The sequence below is a fragment of the Treponema sp. OMZ 906 genome (assembly GCF_024181185.1).
Taxonomy (GTDB): domain Bacteria; phylum Spirochaetota; class Spirochaetia; order Treponematales; family Treponemataceae; genus Treponema.
In genome coordinates this window covers 2,528,728-2,549,444 of sequence record NZ_CP051196.1, presented here as the reverse complement: position 1 = coordinate 2,549,444, position 20,717 = coordinate 2,528,728, and the positions used below count along the sequence as shown (strand labels likewise).

At 47.2% G+C, this 20,717-nt stretch carries 15 protein-coding genes; 3 read left to right on the top strand and 12 right to left on the bottom strand.

The features are described from left to right. Nucleotides 1-48: 48 nt before the first annotated feature. The 4 genes from E4N69_RS11550 to E4N69_RS11535 are packed head-to-tail and all read right to left on the bottom strand — an operon-like array spanning nucleotide 49 to nucleotide 7,314. Nucleotides 49-3,219: a DNA translocase FtsK gene (locus E4N69_RS11550; protein WP_253823919.1), complete on the bottom strand. Its 3,171-nt coding sequence runs from the start codon at nucleotides 3,217-3,219 to the stop codon at nucleotides 49-51. Between the two features lie 30 nt (nucleotides 3,220-3,249). Then, the gene (locus E4N69_RS11545) at nucleotides 3,250-4,059 is read right to left on the bottom strand and encodes an undecaprenyl-diphosphate phosphatase (RefSeq protein ID WP_253823918.1); all 810 of its coding nucleotides are present in this window, start codon (nucleotides 4,057-4,059) and stop codon (nucleotides 3,250-3,252) included. Next, the gene (locus E4N69_RS11540; RefSeq protein ID WP_253823917.1) at nucleotides 4,056-6,296 is read right to left on the bottom strand and encodes a flagellar assembly lytic transglycosylase; all 2,241 of its coding nucleotides are present in this window, start codon (nucleotides 6,294-6,296) and stop codon (nucleotides 4,056-4,058) included. Before E4N69_RS11540 ends, E4N69_RS11545 begins: the two co-directional genes overlap by 4 nt. Continuing rightward, on the bottom strand, nucleotides 6,277-7,314 hold the full coding sequence (locus E4N69_RS11535; protein ID WP_253823916.1) for an Hsp70 family protein: 1,038 nt from the start codon (nucleotides 7,312-7,314) through the stop codon (nucleotides 6,277-6,279). The genes E4N69_RS11540 and E4N69_RS11535 overlap by 20 nt, the downstream gene beginning before the upstream one ends. A 456-nt stretch (nucleotides 7,315-7,770) precedes the next feature. On the opposite strand from E4N69_RS11535, the gene E4N69_RS11530 reads away from it, so the two are divergent. Both E4N69_RS11530 and pheT read left to right on the top strand, forming a co-directional pair. Further along, on the top strand, nucleotides 7,771-8,448 hold the full coding sequence (locus tag E4N69_RS11530) for a YoaK family protein (protein ID WP_253823915.1): 678 nt from the start codon (nucleotides 7,771-7,773) through the stop codon (nucleotides 8,446-8,448). Between the two features lie 216 nt (nucleotides 8,449-8,664). After that, complete coding sequence (gene pheT, locus E4N69_RS11525) at nucleotides 8,665-10,407, top strand: phenylalanine--tRNA ligase subunit beta (protein ID WP_253823914.1); 1,743 nt, start codon at nucleotides 8,665-8,667, stop codon at nucleotides 10,405-10,407. On the opposite strand, the gene E4N69_RS11520 is transcribed toward pheT, so the two are convergent. The 8 genes from E4N69_RS11520 to E4N69_RS11485 all read right to left on the bottom strand — a co-directional run bounded on the left by E4N69_RS11520 (nucleotide 10,404) and on the right by E4N69_RS11485 (nucleotide 18,950). Next, nucleotides 10,404-12,188, bottom strand: a complete 1,785-nt coding sequence (locus E4N69_RS11520) for a hypothetical protein (protein ID WP_253823913.1) — start codon at nucleotides 12,186-12,188, stop codon at nucleotides 10,404-10,406. The two genes, pheT and E4N69_RS11520, sit on opposite strands and share 4 nt — an antisense overlap. 2 nt (nucleotides 12,189-12,190) lie before the next feature. Further along, a complete protein-coding gene (locus E4N69_RS11515) occupies nucleotides 12,191-12,979 on the bottom strand; it encodes a hypothetical protein (protein WP_253823912.1) in 789 nt (262 codons plus the stop codon). 77 nt (nucleotides 12,980-13,056) lie between these two features. Further along, nucleotides 13,057-13,716: a sulfate/molybdate ABC transporter ATP-binding protein gene (locus tag E4N69_RS11510; RefSeq protein WP_253823911.1), complete on the bottom strand. Its 660-nt coding sequence runs from the start codon at nucleotides 13,714-13,716 to the stop codon at nucleotides 13,057-13,059. Beyond that, the gene (gene modB, locus E4N69_RS11505; RefSeq protein ID WP_253823910.1) at nucleotides 13,713-14,372 is read right to left on the bottom strand and encodes a molybdate ABC transporter permease subunit; all 660 of its coding nucleotides are present in this window, start codon (nucleotides 14,370-14,372) and stop codon (nucleotides 13,713-13,715) included. The genes E4N69_RS11510 and modB overlap by 4 nt, the downstream gene beginning before the upstream one ends. A gap of 60 nt (nucleotides 14,373-14,432) precedes the next feature. After that, a complete protein-coding gene (gene modA, locus E4N69_RS11500; protein ID WP_253823909.1) occupies nucleotides 14,433-15,221 on the bottom strand; it encodes a molybdate ABC transporter substrate-binding protein in 789 nt (262 codons plus the stop codon). 130 nt (nucleotides 15,222-15,351) lie between these two features. Further along, nucleotides 15,352-15,873, bottom strand: coding sequence for a MogA/MoaB family molybdenum cofactor biosynthesis protein (locus tag E4N69_RS11495; protein ID WP_253823908.1), 522 nt, complete (start codon nucleotides 15,871-15,873; stop codon nucleotides 15,352-15,354). After that, nucleotides 15,864-16,841, bottom strand: a complete 978-nt coding sequence (locus E4N69_RS11490) for a molybdopterin-binding protein (RefSeq protein WP_253823907.1) — start codon at nucleotides 16,839-16,841, stop codon at nucleotides 15,864-15,866. The genes E4N69_RS11495 and E4N69_RS11490 overlap by 10 nt, the downstream gene beginning before the upstream one ends. A 90-nt stretch (nucleotides 16,842-16,931) precedes the next feature. Continuing rightward, a complete protein-coding gene (locus E4N69_RS11485; RefSeq protein ID WP_253823906.1) occupies nucleotides 16,932-18,950 on the bottom strand; it encodes a DUF4139 domain-containing protein in 2,019 nt (672 codons plus the stop codon). Nucleotides 18,951-19,488: 538 nt separating this feature from the next. Between E4N69_RS11485 and tuf the strand changes: the two genes are divergently transcribed. After that, entirely contained in the window at nucleotides 19,489-20,676 is a 1,188-nt protein-coding gene (gene tuf / locus E4N69_RS11480) for an elongation factor Tu (protein WP_162664408.1), read from the top strand. The last annotated feature ends 41 nt before the right edge of the window (nucleotides 20,677-20,717 follow it).

The window sequence follows — 20,717 nt, the reverse complement described above, 5'->3', positions numbered from 1 at the left end:
TACATAAAAGTATAGACCTTTTACCTACAGGTGTCCAGCAAGAAAAAACTACACGTGTCTGATAACTTCGCGGGGTTTTGAACCGTTTGCAGGGCCAACGATGCCGCGGGCTTCCATCTCTTCGATAAGACGTGCCGCGCGGTTGTACCCGATTTTCAGTTTGCGCTGCACATAAGAAGCGGACGCTTTGCCTGCAAAGGTAACAATTTCCAACGCTTGATCGTAGAGCGGATCATTATCGTCGGAGAACACGGCGTTATCATAGGGCTCGTCATCATCATCGACAAAGATTTCTTCATCGATATATTCAGGCTCGCAATATTCTTTTACACAGGCAACGACACGTTCTACTTCCTGTTCGGAAACAAAAGCGCCCTGTATACGGGTCGGGAACGGACGAGCAGCGCTTACATACAGCATATCGCCTTTCCCCAGCAGTTTTTCCGCACCCATCTCATCCAAGATGATTCGGCTATCGGTTTTTGATGCAACCATAAAAGCAATTCTGCTCGGAATATTTGCCTTAATCAAACCGGTGATGACGTCGATGGACGGCCGTTGTGTTGCAAGCACCAGATGAATACCGACTGCGCGGCTCATTGCGCACAAGCGCGCGACTGTAGCTTCAAGCTCTTTCCCCGATGTGGCCATAAGGTCTGCAAATTCATCGATGATGATGACAATATAGGGCAACGTCTCAGTTGCAATATGCTCCGATTTGATTTTCGCATTGAAGGTCTTTATGTCGCGCACGCCCATATTATCGAGCAAGGCATAGCGCCGCTCCATTTCGCAGAGCGCATATTGCAACGCTTGGAACGCCCGCTTCGGTTCGGTAATAACGGGGGTTAAAAGATGCGCAATATCGTTATAGAGTTTCAGCTCGACGATTTTGGGATCGACCAAAATCAGCTTTACCTCATCGGGACGACGGTTATAGAGAATCGACAAAATGATTGAATTAACGCAGACCGATTTTCCCGAACCGGTCGCACCGGCAATGAGCAGATGCGGTGTTTGTGCAAGGTCAAGGACTTGCGGATTTCCCGTTACATCTTTTCCGAGGGCAACGGGGATCGCCATCTTAGCGGCTTCCGGCAAATCGGTTTCTATCAGCTCCCGAAAGCTGACAATCGAACGCTTCTTATTGGGGACTTCGATACCGACTGCATGTTTACCCGGTATGGGTGCGACAATACGAACGCTGGAAGCAGCAAGACGCAATGCGATATTATCCTGTAGATTGGTAATCTTCGATAGTTTGATACCCGGCGAAGGCAGCATTTCAAACATCGTTACGACAGGCCCTTTACGGATACCGGTGATGGATACATCGATTTTAAATTCGTTAAAGGTCGATTTCAGCATCAGCGCTGCTCGCCTTGTTGCATCGTCAACAATCCAATATTCGCCGTCGGGATAATTCGTTAAAAGATCAAACGGGATGGCATATTTTTTCCGCGGCGGCGGGGGAGGTGCCGGTTTCGCCGGAATGATCGGTACGGTTTGTTCGATGGTTTCCAAGAACTCATCATCGGTATTCGATGTGTCGCTTTCGATTTCCGCTTTGTCACTTTCAGCATCTGTTTCGGCTTCGTTGCTTGCAATGCCATCCTCATTTTGTGTGTCGAAACCGGTAATTGCAATATCCGCTCTCGCAGTGTCTTCAACCGGTACAGCCGCGGCTTCGGCGCCAATGTCGGTTTCCGAGTCGATCACTACCATTGTATCGAGCAGGTCTGAACGTTCATTTGGCAGCGGTACGCCGTTTACAAAAACAAGCGGCATCTCCGGTTCTGCTTGAGGAAGCTCAGCAACAGAACTATCCTCTGCTGCCGGTACATTTTCAACCGGCTGCAGAGAAGTTGATTTCGATACAGCGACGCTTTCGTTTTCGGTAGCCGTACCGGTATCCGAAAAATCACTCTCCGTTTGAGAGACATCTGCTATAGTTTCATTTTCCGAAATTGTTTCTTCCGGAATAATATCCATTTGAGAAACGGCGTCTGCGACCTCTTCCGCTGTAGCCGGTGCATCGTTCTCTGGTGGTAGCGTTTCTCCTTCTACTGGAGCAGGAGCTTCGGGGCTATCTGCCATAGTCGGTGCATTTTCGACCGGTGGTGTAGGCGACGCTTCGTCTTCCTGCGGCAAGGGATTAGACTGCGCTTCTGAATGATCAGTCTGTTTAATGCGCTCAACGGGAGCGGTGATTTCCTCCAAACTTGCAAACAGGTTGTTCGGATCGGATGGGTCAAATACCGGACGGACAACCTCTTGTTCCTGTATATCCATAACAGCCGATAACGGTGTTGACAGCGGAAGCGGTTGCTCTTCGGTTCTTACTATCGTTTTGTCATCCTTTTCCGGTTTAGGCGTGTTAACCTCGATTTCTTGTTCGGAAAACTCAGGGCTCAAGTCTTCATCATCGACCCTTTCCAGTAACGGCAGTTCTTCCTCTGTAGCCGACGATTCTGCGCTGTCTCCCGATTGAATCGGCAGCATCTGCTCACGCTGCAGTATTTCGCTTTGTGCATCTGTAATGTCCGAAATGCCGGTTCCGGTCGCCTCGCAGAGAATACCGTCCGATTCTGTGGCGGTATCCGGTTCCGAAGGAGTTTCGGTATCCGTATCCGTTGTCTGTGCCTGTGGAGATGATGCCTCGGTCGTTGTATCTTCCGGTAAAGCTGACGCTTCCTCCGTATCCGTATTGCCGCCGCTTGTTTCTTCATTTTCAATGACACTATCTTTCTCCGGGATACCGCCTAAAGAGGGACGACGGCCGGATAGTTTTTCACTCAGCGTCAGCATTAAAAAAATTTCAAAACAGACAAGCAGCAACGCACAGATCAGTATTGAAACGGTTACAAACTGTCGGATAAGCGGAATCGAAACGGACGGAACAAAAGCATAGATGAGCCGCTCACCGATAATCGCGGTAACAAAATAGAACGGCACGCCAAGCAACACCGCTTTGGATTCGCGCGACCAGCCGGGGATAAGCAGTAACACCGCTCCGTACAAAAAAAGGAGAGGAATTAAAAAAGAAGAGAACCCATACACGGAAAAGACCCGCTGCCCCATCGCAAATAACGCATAGTGCGATGCAGTAAATCCGGCAATCGGTAAAAAAATGCCAAGCGTCAAGACAATACCGGCACAAAAGAACAGCACGCTTAAAATGACCGCTAAAACTCTAAATCGATTCTCTCGGTTTCCCATTAATGTTATCTCCCCTCCCGTGAACGCCTTTTATAAATGTAAAATGCCGACTGCAGCGAATAATATAATCCCCGCGGGGATAAGATAGTAGGCGAATAAGCCGAGCTTTCCCCCTTTTATCAATTTGAGCAAAAAGGTCAATGAAAAAAAACCTACGATAAAAGAGGTCAGCATCCCCGCAATCAGTGCTGCGATGCCGATTGAACCGCTTATGGTATCGGCTGATTTCAGTTCAAAGATAAACGCAGCGAGGATGGCTGGAATAGATAGAAGAAACGAATACTCTCCGGCTTTTTCGCGGTTTACGCCGGTTAAAAGCGCCGCTGCGATGGTGGACCCTGAGCGTGAAATACCCGGCAGTACGCCGATACCCTGCGCTGCTCCGATAATCACCGCTTGCAGCACGGACGGCACGGCAACGTTTTTTTTCGGTTGCAGTTTGGCCGAAAGAAAAAGCACAATGCCGGTAATAATAAAACAGACTGCGATAAACAGCATGTTTTTTGCCTGCACAATATCTTTCAGAACGATACCGATAACGCCGGTAACAGCAGTAGAAATGAGCAGTGCACCGATTAGTTTAAGGTCTGCACTGTCTTCTATCGTATTTTTCCTGATAATAAACCGGCCGAGTACGGTTAAAAGCCGCCATATCTGTTTGTAAAACACAATACAAACTGCTCCGAGGGTCGCGATATGCAGCAGAATATCAAAAATGATGGGAACATCGGTATGTCCCAAAAAGTACTCGGCTACGGCGAGATGACCGGAGCTTGAAATAGGAAGAAATTCGGCAACGCCTTGAACGGCGCCGAGTAAAATTGCTTGTATAATCGTCATAACAGTTCCTTAAAAAAGAGCCGCACAATATCTTCCGGCTCTTCCGAATAATAGAGTACTCCGTATACCGTTGCAGCGGACAGTAGTTTTCGCCCGTAATCCCGTGTTTCGGCGTATTCCAAACTTTCCAAAAAGAGATCTTCCGGCAGACCTTGTGCTTTTTTTTGCCATCCGCGAACGCGTGAGATACCTGCATTGTACGCAAAGCAGGCAGGCATAATACGGTTATCGGATCGGCGGATCATTTCCGCAAGGTAATATGCGCCGAATCTGATATTTATTTCGGGATCGGTAAGGCTGTAATCTGCAACCTTTAACTTTTTTGCGATATCCGCAGCTGTTGCGGGCATCAGCTGTGTAAGACCGACCGCGCCTGCCCCTGATACAACCTGATGCTGAAAAAAGCTCTCGCTTCTTATTAACGCATATAACAGATATTCCGGCAGCCCATATTCTGCGGCGTATTTCGAGACAAGTTCACCCCACGGACGGGGATACAACAGCTCAAGCTGCTCTTTTGTCGCCGCATCTTCCTGATTTTTTAACGAGAAGCGGATCACCCGTATCGAATCGGCATAGCGGCCTTCACTAGCCAACGTGCGGGCGATTTGTAGTGCCTCTTCAGCGGAAATCGACGGATACACGGCAACAATGCGGGGATAGACCATATCGTATAAACCGAAATGAAGCAAGCCGTCGATATACGTTCGCGCCTCTTGGGGAGAAAATGTGCTTGTTTGCGCTTTGCCCGCGTCGGCCTGAGTGTGCGATTCACCGGCTTGCGCTTGTGTGCCGGGGGATTGTGTACGTCTGACGGATTGCGTTTGCCCATTGCTTGCACTGTGAAAGTTAAAACTGTCTTTCAACAGCTGAGCGCCGCCGAGCCGGTATGTTCCTAAAATTCGGTAATACAGCGCATCGTGCGATTCACCGGCGGCTTCTTGTAGTAACCGTGCCGTTCTGTCCGGCGGGAGATGCCCTGCGCAGGCAAGCGTGTAAGCAACGGCAGCCTGCTGCTCCGGCAGTTGTGTTTTTGCTAACATCGTATGGAGTGTTTCTAAGTTTTTCCAGTCCTTTGTCGCAGTCAGCTGCGCCCGTAACGATTGTACCAAATCGGCGTACCATGCAGGGTTTTTCCAGCGGGCTGCCGTATCCGCCAGCGCTTTGAGGTAACGGGATAAGCCGAGCATTCGCATGGTATCCAGATAGTACCACATCGCAGAATCAAAGTCGGAAGCGGAATCGGCCAGTTCTGCTGCCTGTAAGAAAAGTTTTACGGCTTGTTCACGTTGCGCAGCGCCGCCGATTTTAGCCCTGCAACGGGCTTCGTAGAATAAAGTATAGAAGAGACAGCGGCGTGCGTCGATATCGGAAAGTTGTCTGTTGGAAACTGCTACCCGTACCTGCGCTGCAAAATCTTCAAAAAATGCAGCAGCATCGGCGGAGTTCTCTGCTCCATAAGTACCCGCCTTACCGATATCGGAGAGCAGTGCGGGAGAGGCAATGCCTACAAACGTATGCTCTATGTCAAAAGCTTCTTGTACGGAACTCCATGCTCCCACATAGCGTTTTTCAAAAACCGCTATGCGGGCTTCGGCGAGCTTATATAAAAACGGCGGCAGGTCTTTACCAAAGTGAGAAAAGGCATCAACAAGCTCCGCCGTCAGCGGGCCGGTAAGATACAGGGGTTCCGGCGCTTGTGTAATACTGCCGTAAGCACCTGTTTGCAAAAGGAGCCGAATTTCCAATAACGATAATCGCTCTTTTTCAGCCTGTGCCGGATCTTCTTGCCCAAATGCAGTAGGCGTTCCGGTAAGTTCTTGCAAGCGTTTTTGTACGGATTGTAAGCGGTCGGCAGGGGCGCCTGTTGCGTATAATTCTTCGCGGCATAGTCGGTTCAGCGGCGCCTCATATTGCTTTTCTCCAAGGTCAAAGTAAAAACGAGCGGCTTGTTCATATCCTGCACGTTTCAAGTGCAACCCGACATAGTAGGCGCTGCCGCGTCCCATCATTTTGACGCTGCGGTAAGCCGCGTTGTCCGCCTTTAAAAAAAAGTCATAGTTTCCTGCTTTTAAGTTTTTTAATAGAACAGCGCCTTTATCGGCTGCACAGGCTGCAACGGAAGTTATGAAGAGAAATAGAGAAAAGAGGGAAAGCCGGAACGGAAAAAGAGGCAAGCAAGAGCGCGGAAAACGCTCTTGCTTGCCAAATAATATCTTACTGCGGAGGAATTTCAATATAGGTTCCCGAAATGATTAAATCAGGATTTTTCAGTTTGTTATGCTTTGCAATCTTCGTATACAGCCACGGATTGCGGTAATACGTTTCCGATAAATCCCAGAGTGTATCGCCCCAACGAAGTTTATAACGGATTGCTTTCTGTCCTGATCCGGACGCAGCCGGTTCTTTTACCGCTGGCTTAGTCTGCTGAACAGACGGTTCTTGTTTTACCGGTTGTTCCGGCTGAACAGGCTGCGACGGCACCGGCTGCTCTATTGGAGCGGGGCCTGCCGGTTGAGGAGCAGGAGGTTCGGTTACCGCTTTATCCGCCGGTAATGAAGGTGCCGTATTTGACGCTGGTTGTTCTTGTATGGGATGTTTTTGAGACGGTATAACTGCGGCCACCTCAGGTTGCACGGCCATCGGATGGTCATCGTTGCTAAGATTCTTTTTCGTTAACAATAGAATGCCGAGAACTAATGCGGCAATACCGAGTAGAATAAGTAAAATTAAAAGCCAAACCGGCATTCCGCGTTTCGGCTGCGGTTCTTTTTCATCGTCTTCATCGGTATAAAAAGTTGCAGCAGAAAACTCAGGATGAGTTTCAGAATTATCATCAGCGTTTATGTTGGCAGAGGAAAGGTCGATATCAGCATCAGCCGTTTCCGAACTCAAATCAAAATCAAGATCATCGAATGCTTGATCTGCAAATGTTTCCAATGACACTCGCAACGCTTGGTGTGAACCCGAATCTTTATCGACAGCCTCAGCAGAAAGATTTTTATCTTCGTCAAGGACCAATTTTAATTCTATTGTTGGTTCTCCGGCTGTCTTCTCTTGAATATCTTCAACAATCAGCGAACCGATATACAAGGGATCAGAAGTATCATCCTCTTTTTTGAACAAATTAATTTGTACACTCCGTTGATTATCGCGTACCGTAGTTAATTCAAGCGTTTCAGAGGCTGATGCATCGTCGTCCATAATGGGAAGAAACATTCCATCTGCGAGTTTTATGCCTATTTTAGCTGCCATTACACTACTCCTTCTATTAAAACCTTACTTTTATAGTATCGGCGTATCTTGGTCAAGACAAAAGGAAATTCCTTTTGAAATATGCGGGTATCTCCTTCGTTGCTTCGAAAAAATTAATCCTCAACGTATCAAAGATACGCCTGCGGTTGGAATTTGCTAGGCGCCTTGTATCTGCATCGTCTATTTCAAAAGGCTTACGGCAAATGGTATTTCAGAACCGCCACGGAGGGCGGTGGTTCCACGCAGAAGCGACGTTTTTGCGCCGCAAAAACTCGCGTCCAGAAGTGTACACGGATGTACACTTCTGGACAGGCTATTTCAAAAGGCTTACGGAAGGGGTTCTCTGTTTCTATGACATCTGTTTCTGCAACTGTTGACAGGTGATAAGTTTAATCCTATCATACCTATACATTTTTAAAGATTTTGACTTTTAAAGACTTTTTAACGGATGTACAGGTGGATACGGTACAAATACAAGAAGAAAAACTGCATGACAATATTGTAATCGGCGTATGCCTCTCTTTGGTAGGAGGCTTCTTGGATGCTTACTCTTATCTATTAAAAGGTAAAGTATTTGCGAATGCGCAAACCGGTAATGTTGTGCTACTATTTATCTCAGTTGCTAGTTGGGAACCTCATAAAGCCCTTAAATATATCATACCCATTGTTACGTTTGCGATCGGTATATTTATCTCAGAATTTTTTAAAAATAAGCATTATGTTAAAAATTATGCACGGATGGTTATGGTATTAGTATTTGAATTATTGGTTATTGCTACAATCGGATTAATCGGTTCTTACTTCCGACATGATATTATTAATTCCGTTATTTCTTTTATTGCAGCGCTACAGGTTGCCAACTTCGATAAGGTTGACGGCAATCCGATAGCAACCACAATGATTACCGGCAACTTAAAAAGCTGCATGATAAATCTTGCAAAGTATCGAACAACAAAAGATATAAAATACCTGCACTCGTGCTTTAAATACTTTCTCATCATTGCAAGTTTCGGCATTGGCGTTTCATTTGGATTTATTGCCATAAAATACTATGCGGAGAAATCGATTTTATTGTGTGAGCTCTTTATTCTCATCGCATTTATAATGTTACAAAGAGAGGAACGGCTTGCGTAGAGCAAAAAGCGGCTGCTTGAAAATACGATAATGACCTCTAAAAGCTCGGTTATATTTTTAGAGGTGCCCGATAACCAATCTCGTACTATTCTTGTCAAACAGAAGCATATTGCATATACTCTTTCAATATTATTATATGTGAATTGTTTCAGAGGCATCGTGAACCGTGTGTTTTAGCATTTGCCTCAGCTCAGTCATATTAAAAAAGGATAGACTATGCCCAAGATCGATGTAAATGAACAGCTTTTTTTCAATTTATTAGGAAAAAAATACGATTATTCCCCCGAATTTGAACACTTATTAAGCTCTGCAAAGGCGGAGCTGGACGAAGCTCCTTCCGCAGCAGCACCGCAAGATGAACGCATTATAAAAATTGAATTAAACGATACCAACCGTCCCGACCTGTGGTCAACAGCGGGGCTTGCTCGCCTTTTGCGTATGCACACGGGAGGTGCTTCAAACAAAGCTCGGTATCAAGCATTTTTATCGACATTGAGCGAGCGGAAGGATTCCGGAAAACGGATAGTAACCGTAGACCCCGAATTACAGCATATCCGCCCCTTTATGACGGCCTTTGTCATTTCGGGCAAGCCCATCGACGATGCTATGCTAAAAGATATTATCCAAACACAGGAAAAACTGTGCTGGAACTTCGGCCGAAAACGCCGTTCCGTGTCGATGGGAGTGTACCGCAGCGAACTGATCAATTGGCCGCTACACTACCGCGCTGTTGACCCGCACACAACCTCGTTTAGACCGCTCGGATTCGACACCGAAATGACGTGTGGGCGCATTATCACCGAACACCCGAAAGGCAAGGAATACGGCTGGATACTCAAAGATATGAAGAAGGTACCGCTCTTATCGGATTCAAAGGGCGGTGTGCTTTCAATGGCGCCGATTATCAACAGTGCGGAGATCGGCGCGGTACAGCCGGGGGATGCCGACCTGTTGGTTGAGCTGACCGGTACCGATATGCCCTCTCTGCTGCTTGCAACCAACATTGTTGCCTGCGATTTTTCCGATGCGGGATACACGATTTTACCGGTCAGCGTAGAATATCCGTATGACACGGGCTTCGGTAAGACGATTACTACGCCGCTTTACTTCCAAGAGCCGACAAAGACGACGGTTCATGCCGTCAATAAGCTCCTCGGAACGGAGCTTTCGGCGCAGGACATTGTGGAAGCGTTAGAGCGTATGGACAACACCGTTACCGTCGAGGGGGATTGCCTGTCGCTGATGCCGCCTGCATACCGGAATGACTTTTTACACGAAGTGGATATTATCGAAGACGTGATGATGGGTAAAACCGTCGAGTTCTTTGAACCGGAAACGCCGCGGGAATTTACCATCGGGCGGCTCTCTCCGGTTACCCAGCTGAGCAGAAAGATTAAAAGTTTGATGGTCGGCTTCGGCTATCAAGAGATGATTTTTAACTATCTCGGTTCAAAGAAAGACTACATCGACCGCATGAATATAGACGGAGCGGCGGTAATCGAAATTGCAAACCCCATGTCGGAAAACTATCAGTTTGTCCGCCCGTCCATCATTCCGTCGCTCTTATCCGCAGAAACGGTTTCGGGAAATGCGGTCTATCCGCACCGTATCTTTGAAACGGGGAAAATCGCGTACCTTGCTCCCGAAGAAAATACCGGTACGCGCACCCGCCAGAGCCTCGGCTTTCTTAGCGTAAACCAAGACGCTAACTTTAACGAAGCCGCCAGCCTTGTCGCCGGTTTATTGTACTATCTGCAAATGGACTACAACGTATGCGAAACGCACGACCCGCGCTTTATCGAAGGGCGACAGGCGGGGGTCCTTGCCGATGGGAAACAAATCGGCATTTTCGGCGAATTGCATCCGCAAGTGTTAGAAAACTGGTCTGTTACCGTTCCGGCCTTTGCGGGAGAGCTCGATATCGAAAGTATCCTTGGTCATCTGAAGAAGAACTCTTAGGTTTCCGAGCGCTGACCGATAAAAAGGAAGCACATTCCGATAAAACAGAGTGTGTATGCAAGTAATAGCAGTAACGGCGATAGGCTATAAGATACGTCGGTAAGCAGGGCAATTACGAGGCGGGCACAATACCGTCCTGCCTCTACAAATCCGGTTGCTGCTACAAAAAAGAGCGGAAAAGCCAGCGCCCATGAATGCTTAAATTGACGGTGCGGCGGGATACGGAAGCGCCACGCCAATACTAGCATATAAATTGAAACAATCAAAATCAGGAAAACATCGCTGATCCTTGCTAATAGTTCCCGATGGTATATTTGCCCGGGGAAGCCGTATTGCCCTCCCCGCTGGCGGAAGGCGTACAGCTGCGGCAACGTCATGGTCTTTTCACCCTCATTAGCTGCAATAATAAGTTCAAAATCGCTATAAGAAAACGGCAGTCTTAAAGATGTCTGCCGCTCAATCGGCATTGTTCCTTCCAGAACGATAGGTTTTAGCACTACTTTATCGCGCTGTTTATCCACGGCTTGGAATAGCATACGGAGCATGGGCTCTCCTTCTGCGCTCTCAATCGGAATAAGTTTGATGAAAGGAATCCGCGACCGATAAAGAATCTTACCGTCGGTGGTGTATTGTGTAAGTTCACAATTCCTTCCATATATTTCCTTAATATTGTTGTTGGTGATATAAGAAAGACCTTCTATTGTTATCTGTGCCGGTGCTCTCGTACCCGAGGCCGGAGCGGTAAAATGAATATTCCGTGCTGTTTCAAAAAGCGGCAGAGAGGCTGTTTCATCAATAAAGAAAACTTCTTCCAACACTTTTTTTCGGGTAATGTCTATAAAACGGTCTATATCGGGGTCTCTTTTGAGCGGATTGTTTTGCTCAAGCATACGCTGTGCATTTACAAATTGGTAATATGCTTTGATGTAGTTCCCCTGCTGGATCATCTCGTATCCGGCTTTTTTTGCTTGGTATAAACGTATATCAAATTCAGCAGTAAGATCGGCAATTCCCTTTTCTATCTGGTTCCATGCTTGTGCTGCCAGTCGTAAGGCTTCTTCACGATAGGGCTCATTTTCGGTGCTGAGTTGGTATGCCCGCATGGCATAATAATGCGCGGTGTAAAAATCATATTTATTCATAAATCGCTTGCTGATAAACAATGCGCCTTCCGCTGTCAGATTTTCAGGGTCGGCACTCTCAGAAGCAGTCTCGCTGATATTGTTTCGCTTGTGATCGGCCACGTATGCTTCATGCAATACTTTAGCTTTATCAAAAAGCTGTAACGCGTCGGGGTTGTTTTTCCAAATCCCTAGGGCAGCCTTCACATTATCGTACGCTTTTTCGGCATCCCCGTTACGTAATGAGATATCGGTCTCTTTTATAAAATCGTAGTAATCATGTGTTTTAAAGTCGCTGTAGCGTCGATAGTCCATCAGCAATGGCGATACTATTTCTATAAAGATGATATAAATAGTAACACACGAAAAAAGCATAATAAATGCATCCTTTAAGTAACGAAGTAATATGTCGGAAAACCTCGGTACGGTATTTTGACCGCAAGTACCGAAGATGACGGCATATCCTATCAATACGGCGGAAACCAGTAAGCTTGGCATAATTCGTATAAATAAGATTCCTGTTTCCGCTAATCTCCGGCTTAACAAAAACTGAGGCAGTACATCGATCTTTTTGAAAAAAAACACATATATAAGGCAGCAGCCAAGTCCGATCACAAAGTGGATAAGAACAGACAGCCACCCTTTTAACATCTCAGGCATTTTTATGCAGCGCTCCTTTTTTTGGTCTTTGAATATATTAGCAGTATTTTTAAAACGCCTATAGAATGGAACACTACGGCAACAACGCACAAAACGAGTGGAATCCCGTATATGCTGTTTTCCGAATTTGTTATATGGAGATTAAAGAGCGTGGTTCGGAATCCTTCCAGCTGCATATAGGGGTATACGAGCAACAAACAACCGGAAAGGAGAAGTAAGAAAAGAAGGTTGAACAGATTCCATCGTGTTATGATGCATGCAAACCAAAATGAGCTAACGCAGAAAAAAAGCGCACCTGTGAACAAAAGGTATGTTGTAAAATATAACGTATAGGCAGTATATACATCAGAAAAGAGGCTGCCGGAACCTTGCTGTAATAAAGCCAGAAATAACGGTTTGCTTGTAAAAGCGGCCAACGCTTTGTCGATGGGTGCCGTTGTTTTGTAGGCTGCTATTGCTTTCTCGATGACGGAAAACTGCGCATAACAGATCGGTGCAATAACCGTTACGGTAAATATCAAACACACAAGAAACAGCGTAAGTGCTACGCTCAGCTTTGCAGGGTGTCTCATCAAGAATGTATACACCCCGATAATGGCCATCATTACCGCGAATGGGAGTACGTAACACGCCTTTTGTGCCATGCAGAGAAGCAGCAACCCCGCCGATTCTGATGCAAATGGAACGGCCATTTCATAGCGCAAGGCTATTCCACCAAAAAAGGCAAAGATAACAACTGCGCTTAAAAGGCTTAAGAAAAAAACGCCGGGAACCAGTAAAGCATTCTTCATAGGTATCCTTAGAGTAACACGTTATAGATACAATCTCAAGGGTACCTTTTGAAATCAACGGTACAGATGCCTTATTGTTAAACGATCTGTTGCGTTTGTTCGGTCGTGATTCTGCCGTTTTTGATGAACAGTGAGCGGGTGCAGTACCGTTCAACCTCATCTTTATTGTGCGAAACAAAGAGGACGGGGCACGCGGCGCGTTCGAGCGTTGCTTTTAAATCTTCGTGGAGGGAATCTTTCAGTTCATTATCGAGGGCGGAAAACGGTTCATCCAACATAATCAGCGTGGGGGCGGCGGCGAGGAGACGCGCAAGGGCAACCCGCTGCTGCTGTCCGCCCGAAAGCTCTTTCGGGTAGCGTCCTTCAAAGGGGGTGATGTGTAAAAGCTCCAAAAACTGGTCGGCAATTTCTTTTTTACGATTCCGGTCTTTTATTCCGCAGCAAATGTTTTCTCGCACGGTCATATACGGAAAAAGCGCATACGACTGAAACATGTAACCGGCGTTCCGCTCCCGTACCGGTACATTGGTTTTCCGCTCGGAATCGAAAAGGACATGATCGTTTAAGACAATTCTGCCTGAATCGGGTGTTAGAATACCGGCAATGGATTTCAGCGTCATAGATTTGCCGCCGCCCGATTCTCCGAGCAAGCCGACAATTTCTCCCTGTACGGCCGAAAAGCTCACATCAAGGGTAAAGCCTTTCATTTTTTTTACAATCGATGCTTCAAGCTTCATACCCGTTTTTCCCTCGAAAACATATTCATGATAAAAAGCGCCGCGCACGAAACAACGGTGATGACACCGACCCATATCCACGCCGTGTGCATATCGCCTCCCGCGGTCGCAAAGTAAATAGCCATCGGGATGGTTTGAGTACGGCCGGGGATATTTCCGGCAACCAGCAGCGTTGCGCCGAATTCTCCGAGCGAGCGGGCAAAGCTCAAAGCAAGCCCTGCAAGGATGCCCGGCCATGCTTCCGGCAGCATAATGCGGATAAAGATGGAAAGCTCGCTCATGCCGAGGGTGCGCGCCGCCCACACGTGATCCTCGTTTACCTGTTCCAACGCGCCCTTTGCTCCCTTATACATCAGCGGGAATGAAACGACGATCGAAGCGATAACCGTTGCCTGCCACGTAAATATGAGCGAAATTCCTGCTTTTGCGAGCAGCATACCGAGTGGGCTGTTTCGTCCGAATATAACGAGTAGGAAAAAGCCCAGTACCGTCGGCGGCAATACCATCGGCAAGGTAAAAAGCACATCGATAAGAACGAGTAATTTACCGCGGATATTCAAACAGAGCCGCGCCGCCGCCGTTCCCAGTATGAATACGAAAATCCCGGAAAGGACGGCTGCGCGCAGCGAGATAAAAAGCGGCGCGTAGTCAAACATAGTGTAGGTAATCCTTGAGTATCAGTCCGGTTTCAGCCGAACTGATATAAACGATGAACGTTACTTGGAGATAACGGTGAATCCGTAACGTGCAAAGACTTCTTTTGCCGCGTCGGAAAACAGGAAGTCTACAAACTTCTGCGCTTCGGCCGCATGAGCGCTTGCCTTTACGACACCGATCGGATAGATAACTTTTTTATGGCTGCCTTCGGGAGCGGTGGAACAGATGGTAACATCCTTGCTGATCTTCGCATCGGTTTCGTATACGACGCCTGCATCGACGTTGCCTGTTTCTACCCACGAAAGGACTTCGCGGACATCTTTTGCAAAGATAAGCTTGGAAGCAACCTTATCGGTAAGGCCAAGATTTTGAAAAATCTGTTCGGTATACTGCCCGACCGGTACGGATTTCGGTTCGCCGACGCCGATTTTCTTTACGGAGCTTTTGGCGAGGTCTTCAAAGAAATCAAGGGCAGCTGCGTTTTTGGGGGTAATCAGAACAACTTTATTTTCAAGGATGTTCTTTACACTTGAATCGATCATCATCCCCTTTTCCTTGAGCGCATTCATCTGCTTAATACCGGCGGAAAAGAAAACATCTGCCGGAGCGCCCTGTTCAATCTGCTGCTGCAAGGCTCCCGATGCACCGAAATTCGCGGTAATAGTTACCTGCGGATTTTTTCCGGTGTACATAGCCGAAAGATCCTGAATGCAGTTTTTCAGGCTGGCTGCCGCCGAAATCATAATTTCCGTCTTTTTGGCAGGGGCGGCATTTTCTTTGCTACCTCCCGCACAGAGCGGGGCCAGTATGATGCTGCCGATAAGCAGCGCTACAACGGTTTTCTTCATAAGATACTCCTTATGTATGTTGATTTATCAGCTTTGCTGATGAGTAGTCAAGCATCTCTATGCCGAAGGTTATGAAGTAATTCTAACCCAAGTTTTAGAGACGACCTAACATAAGATTTTTGGAAATGCTCTATGCTTTGGCTGCGACGCAATCCTGCGTGCCGCCGGTAAGCATCAAAAGTGCGTGATCCAAAGCGGGCAAAATGTAGGAAAGATTTTCCTTTACCGCTTTGGGACTTCCGGGAAGGTTGATAATCAGCGTGCGTTTTCGTATGCCCGCAATACCGCGGGAAAGCATTCCGTGCGGTGTTATCTTCATGCTTTCCGCACGCATTGCTTCGGGAATACCGGGGACGGCGCGGTCGATAACCGCAGCGGTCGCTTCGGGGGTTATATCGCGGGGAGCGAGTCCGGTGCCGCCTGTTGTAACGATAAGGTCGGCGCTGCCTTCATCGGCTATATTCGCCATTGTCTTCTGCAGCGCTTCGTACTCATCGGGGAGCATTACCGTAGCGGTAATCTCATATCCTTGACCGGTGAGCATTTCGGCTATTATAGGGCTGCTTGCATCTTCGCGCAAGCCCTGAAAGCAGCGGTCGGATGCACAGATAATAGCCGCTCTATACCGGACGGTGCTGCCGGTTACGGACATAAGCCGCCCTCTCCCAGCAGTGCAATATCTTCAACGGTGATGGGGTCGCGGGCAAGGATACGCGGCAACAGCCGATCGAAGACGGTGCGCTTGGCATACATCACACAGCCGGGAAGTCCTGCGATAGGAATATCGCCCGCATAGGCCAACAGCATCATTGCGCCGGGGAGGACGGGAGCTCCGTAGCTGACTATGCGCGCGCCGCTTGCGCGGATAGCGGCGGGGGTTTTATCGTCGGGGTCGACACTCATACCCCCCGTGCAGAGTACCATCTGGGAACCTGCCTGTATGGCTTTTTGTATCTCCGCCGTAATGGTTTCTACATCATCTCCGGTATTTATGGTTTTTAACGTTTCCACGCCATACTCTGCCAGCTTTGCCTGCACGACCGGCGCGAAAGTGTCTTTAATAACCCCGGTCAGAACTTCATGTCCCGTTACCAAAATGGTACAGGTTTTGATGCTGTAAGGAATGACGGACATCAGCGGATTGGAGGCATCGGCAATCGCAGCCACCTCAGTCATTTTTTCTTTTTCGATAAGGAGCGGAATAACCCGCATTCCCGCCGCCGTCTGTCCTTTTTTAAGCGGCACATAATTGCGTTGTGTTGCAATCATCACCTTACCGAGCTTGTTGATTGCAAAAAGCCGGTCGGTGTCGATTTTAAGCATCCCGTCAACCGTTGCCTTCAGCTCAATCTTGCCTTCCTTTGGGGAGGTCTTTTCCAGATTTGCTCCCATCGCCGCTGCAGCAAGAACTTCAGCCCCCTCATCTTCATGCAGCAGGTTTTCAGTCTTTTCCCAGACAAACAGGTGTTCCTTACCCATCGAGCGGAGCACCGGAATGTCCTCCTCTGTAACGATATGCCCCTTTCTAAACCGAGCGTCTTTCGACACCCCTACGATAATCTGGGTCAGGTCGTGGCACAATACGTGTCCGACCGCCTCGGAAAGCGGTATTTCTTTCATTAAATTCTCCACTTGGGGTAAACGCATCAGGCATATTTTTACAGCTTCGCAGAATTTTGTCCGGTGCGGTTGCCCTGCGTATCGATTTTACTAATCTACCTTGATATTCTTTACGAATGCGGCAAATTTTTGCTGTGCGTTGGTGAGCTGCTCCGTTGCGGTTGTGATGTCTGTTTTCAGCTCGTCCAGTTCGGTTTCGAGCTTGAGCAGCTTGGTTAAGAACGCTCTACCCTGCTGACTTTCAGAACCGACCGCCTCAAGATTCCTACGTACACGGTCTTGTTCCTTTCCGATTTCCGTCTGACGATCCTGCAAAGTCTTTAGGGCTTTTTCCGCCGCGGAAACCTTTTCTTTCTCCGTTATAATAGACGCAAATGCCTTCCGTACTTTTTCGGGAATTTCGGCATTGGTCGTGTAGGAAATGAATGTATTTGAATTCATATCGAATATTTTTTGAGTTGATTGATAGGTGCGAGCTTCTTCTACTTTTAGCTCGGTACCGGTATTGCCTGCAGCTTTAAACTTAAACCGATATTTGTTTGCAGTCGTTTCCGCAAGAGCTTGTTTTGATGTCAGCTCAAACCCTGCGTTCTTTGCGTGTTCAACAATAACGGTTCTCTCTTTTTTATTGGCATTTCGTATCAAATAAATCGTGCTTTGGACTTGCCGGTACGACGTTGTCATCACTCCGTCAGCCATCTTTATGGTTTCAATCGTCCTTGTGGAATCGGCTCGCTTTGAACCGGTTACTTCGATATCGTCTCCGTAAGCAATCAGGCGTTTTTCGGCTTCGGGTAAAAACTCCAAAAGAGCATCACCTGAGTATTCCCCCCCGTCAAGAACTGTAATGGGGCCGGCAGGCAGTTTTAAGCCTGATGTGTTTTCAATGCTGATACAGAACTTAGGATTAACACGCTCGTTATATGGAATGGATGAAAACACCGAATACTTTTCTGCAGGAAGAGTGGCAAGGGTGAGGGGAATCATCGTGCTTTGCTGCCGCTCAAGTGTAATCGGTTTTGACGGCGTAAAGGCAAACATTTCTCCCGCATTACCGGCTTCAGCTTGATTTTCAAAATAGGCCGAAGTATTTTTTTCCTCTAAGTCTTGATACTCCGCTTCATCATACGCTTCAGATGCATACCTAGACGCTTCCTTTTTCATCATCATCGACCGTTTTTCTGCGAGAGGCATAGCTGCGGCATATTCGACAGCCGTATCAGCCGAGGCAAATGTTTCTGCTTTCGCGGCTTGTGCAATTGCAAGCGGCACTTCGGGGCGATACGTATAGTAGGGGGCATAGAGGTTTTGCGTAAAACCGACCGGCCTTCCCGTTGTGAGGGTAAGCGTAATATTCTTCCAGTCGAGGTCGGTTGAATTGTCGATAATCGCCCATGCCTGAAACGCCGCTTTATCGGTACCCATGTCGAGCCGATAACTTGCTTTCCATACCGGCGCTTCCATAACATAAGAAAGACCGATTTTCCGTTCACCTTGCGCATCGATTTTAATGTCCAGTTTTTTGCGGTTCTTTGCCGAAGCGTCGAGGATAAGCGCCAAAGCGGTATTTAAATCTTCATTCCGTCTGGCATCGGTAAATTTAAAGGATTGAATGTCTGAAAAGGCGATAAGGTGGATGCCGTCTTTCGCTGCAAGCGAAATAAAGAAAGAGTCCGTTTCTTTTGAGCTGTTTTTATCGACGCTCAAAATCTTTCCGGTAATTTGATGAGGTGTAAACAGTTCCACTTCGGCGCCCTTTTGCGCTTTTAAAATATCGTAGAGTGTTGTAGCGGCGGAAAGGTCGATTTTTAAACTTTCCAGCGTTTTCCTCAGCGTGTCCTCGGACTGATAATTGACGGCTAAACTTTTTGCACCGGGATCCGTTACAACAAGCGATTTCAGCACATCGTTAATTTGAGCGGGTGAAAACAAGAGCGCTATATTCCCCGAACCGGTTACCGTCCCTTCATGTACATAGTGCGCAACGCCCGATGAGTACAACGTTACCTTTTTAAGCGGAATATCGTCCGCACTAAAGTTTTTCGCAGGTTCGGCTGTGATGCCGACTATACAAGCAGCAGATAAAATCATAGAAATCATATTCTTCATGAAAGCTCCCTTATTCATATTTTGATTATACTAACCGATGGGGAAAAATGAAAGGGCGCACGGCAATCCCCTCTTGTAATTTATAGAAATGCGCGTATATTTTTAAAAGCCCTTGACATTTCTAACTTGAAATAGTATAGTCGCGCTATTCAATTGGATAAACAGGTGAATACTGTTTGTCCGGTATTCTTTAAGAGTTTTCCGGTGCCGTAAAGCCTTTTTAGGCAGGTTTCCGTGTTAACGCTTTTTGAAAGCGTTAAGGGCTGTGGCCTATTACTCTGCAGGATGCCAAACCAGTCATCGGAATGGATTCTGATGATGATCAGGTGGATCCGAATAAGGCTTGTCGAATTGCTATGACGAGCTTACGCAACACGTCTTTTACAACGGTGTTTACTGTCTGATTATTCCTCATTCTATTCTTTTCTGTATTTGGTATCCGGTTTATAACGTTTTTTCATTTTCAATATGGAAATGGTCTCGCTGTTTGATGGGCGGGGTTTTTGTTAGTTGCCTATTGTCTGTTAGGAGGATTTACATGGCAAAGGAAAAGTTCGAGAGAACAAAAGTTCACATGAATGTTGGTACCATCGGTCACGTTGACCATGGTAAGACAACTCTTTCGGCAGCGATCACTACTTATTGTGCGAAAAAGTATGGTGATAAGCTTCTTAAATATGATGAGATTGATAATGCGCCGGAGGAAAAGGCTCGTGGTATTACTATTAATACTCGTCACTTGGAGTACCAGTCCGACAAGCGTCACTACGCACACATCGACTGTCCCGGACACGCCGACTATGTTAAGAACATGATTACCGGCGCTGCTCAGATGGATGGTGCAATCCTTGTTGTTTCTGCTCCGGACTCGGTTATGCCTCAGACTAAAGAGCATATCCTGCTTGCTCGTCAGGTTGGTGTTCCTTCTATTATCGTTTTCCTTAATAAGGTTGATCTTGTTGACGATCCTGAGCTTATTGAATTGGTAGAAGAAGAAGTTCGTGAAACCCTTGAGTCTTACGGCTTTCCGCGTGACACGCCGATTATCAAAGGGTCCGCATTCAAGGCCTTGGCTGACGGCGCTTCTGTTGAAGATACTGCTTGTATCGAAGAATTGCTGAAGACGATGGATAGCTATTTTGCTGATCCTGTTCGTGATGATGCGAAGCCGTTCTTGATGCCGATTGAAGATATCTTTACGATTTCCGGACGCGGTACTGTTGTTACCGGGCGTATCGAACGCGGTGTCATCAATCTTAACGAAGAAGTTGAAATTGTCGGTATTAAGCCGACGAAGAAAACTGTTGTTACCGGTATCGAAATGTTCAACAAGCTGCTTGATCAAGGTATGGCTGGTGATAACGTCGGTCTCTTGCTTCGCGGTATTGATAAGAAAGAGGTTGAAAGAGGTCAGGTATTGGCTAAGCCGGGTACCATTCAGCCCCATACTAAGTTTGAAGCGCAAATTTACGTTCTTTCCAAGGATGAGGGCGGTCGTCACAGCCCGTTCTTTACAGGTTATCGTCCGCAGTTCTATTTTAGAACAACCGATATTACCGGAACCGTTACACTGCCTCAAGGCGTTGATATGGTTAAGCCGGGTGATAACACCAAGATTATCGGTGAGCTGATTCATCCTATCGCTATGGATAAGGGCTTGAAGCTTGCTATTCGTGAAGGCGGCCGGACTATCGCCTCCGGACAGGTTACGGAGATTTTAGCGTAATAAAAAACAGGGCGGTCGGGTAGGCGCTATTCGGCCGCTTG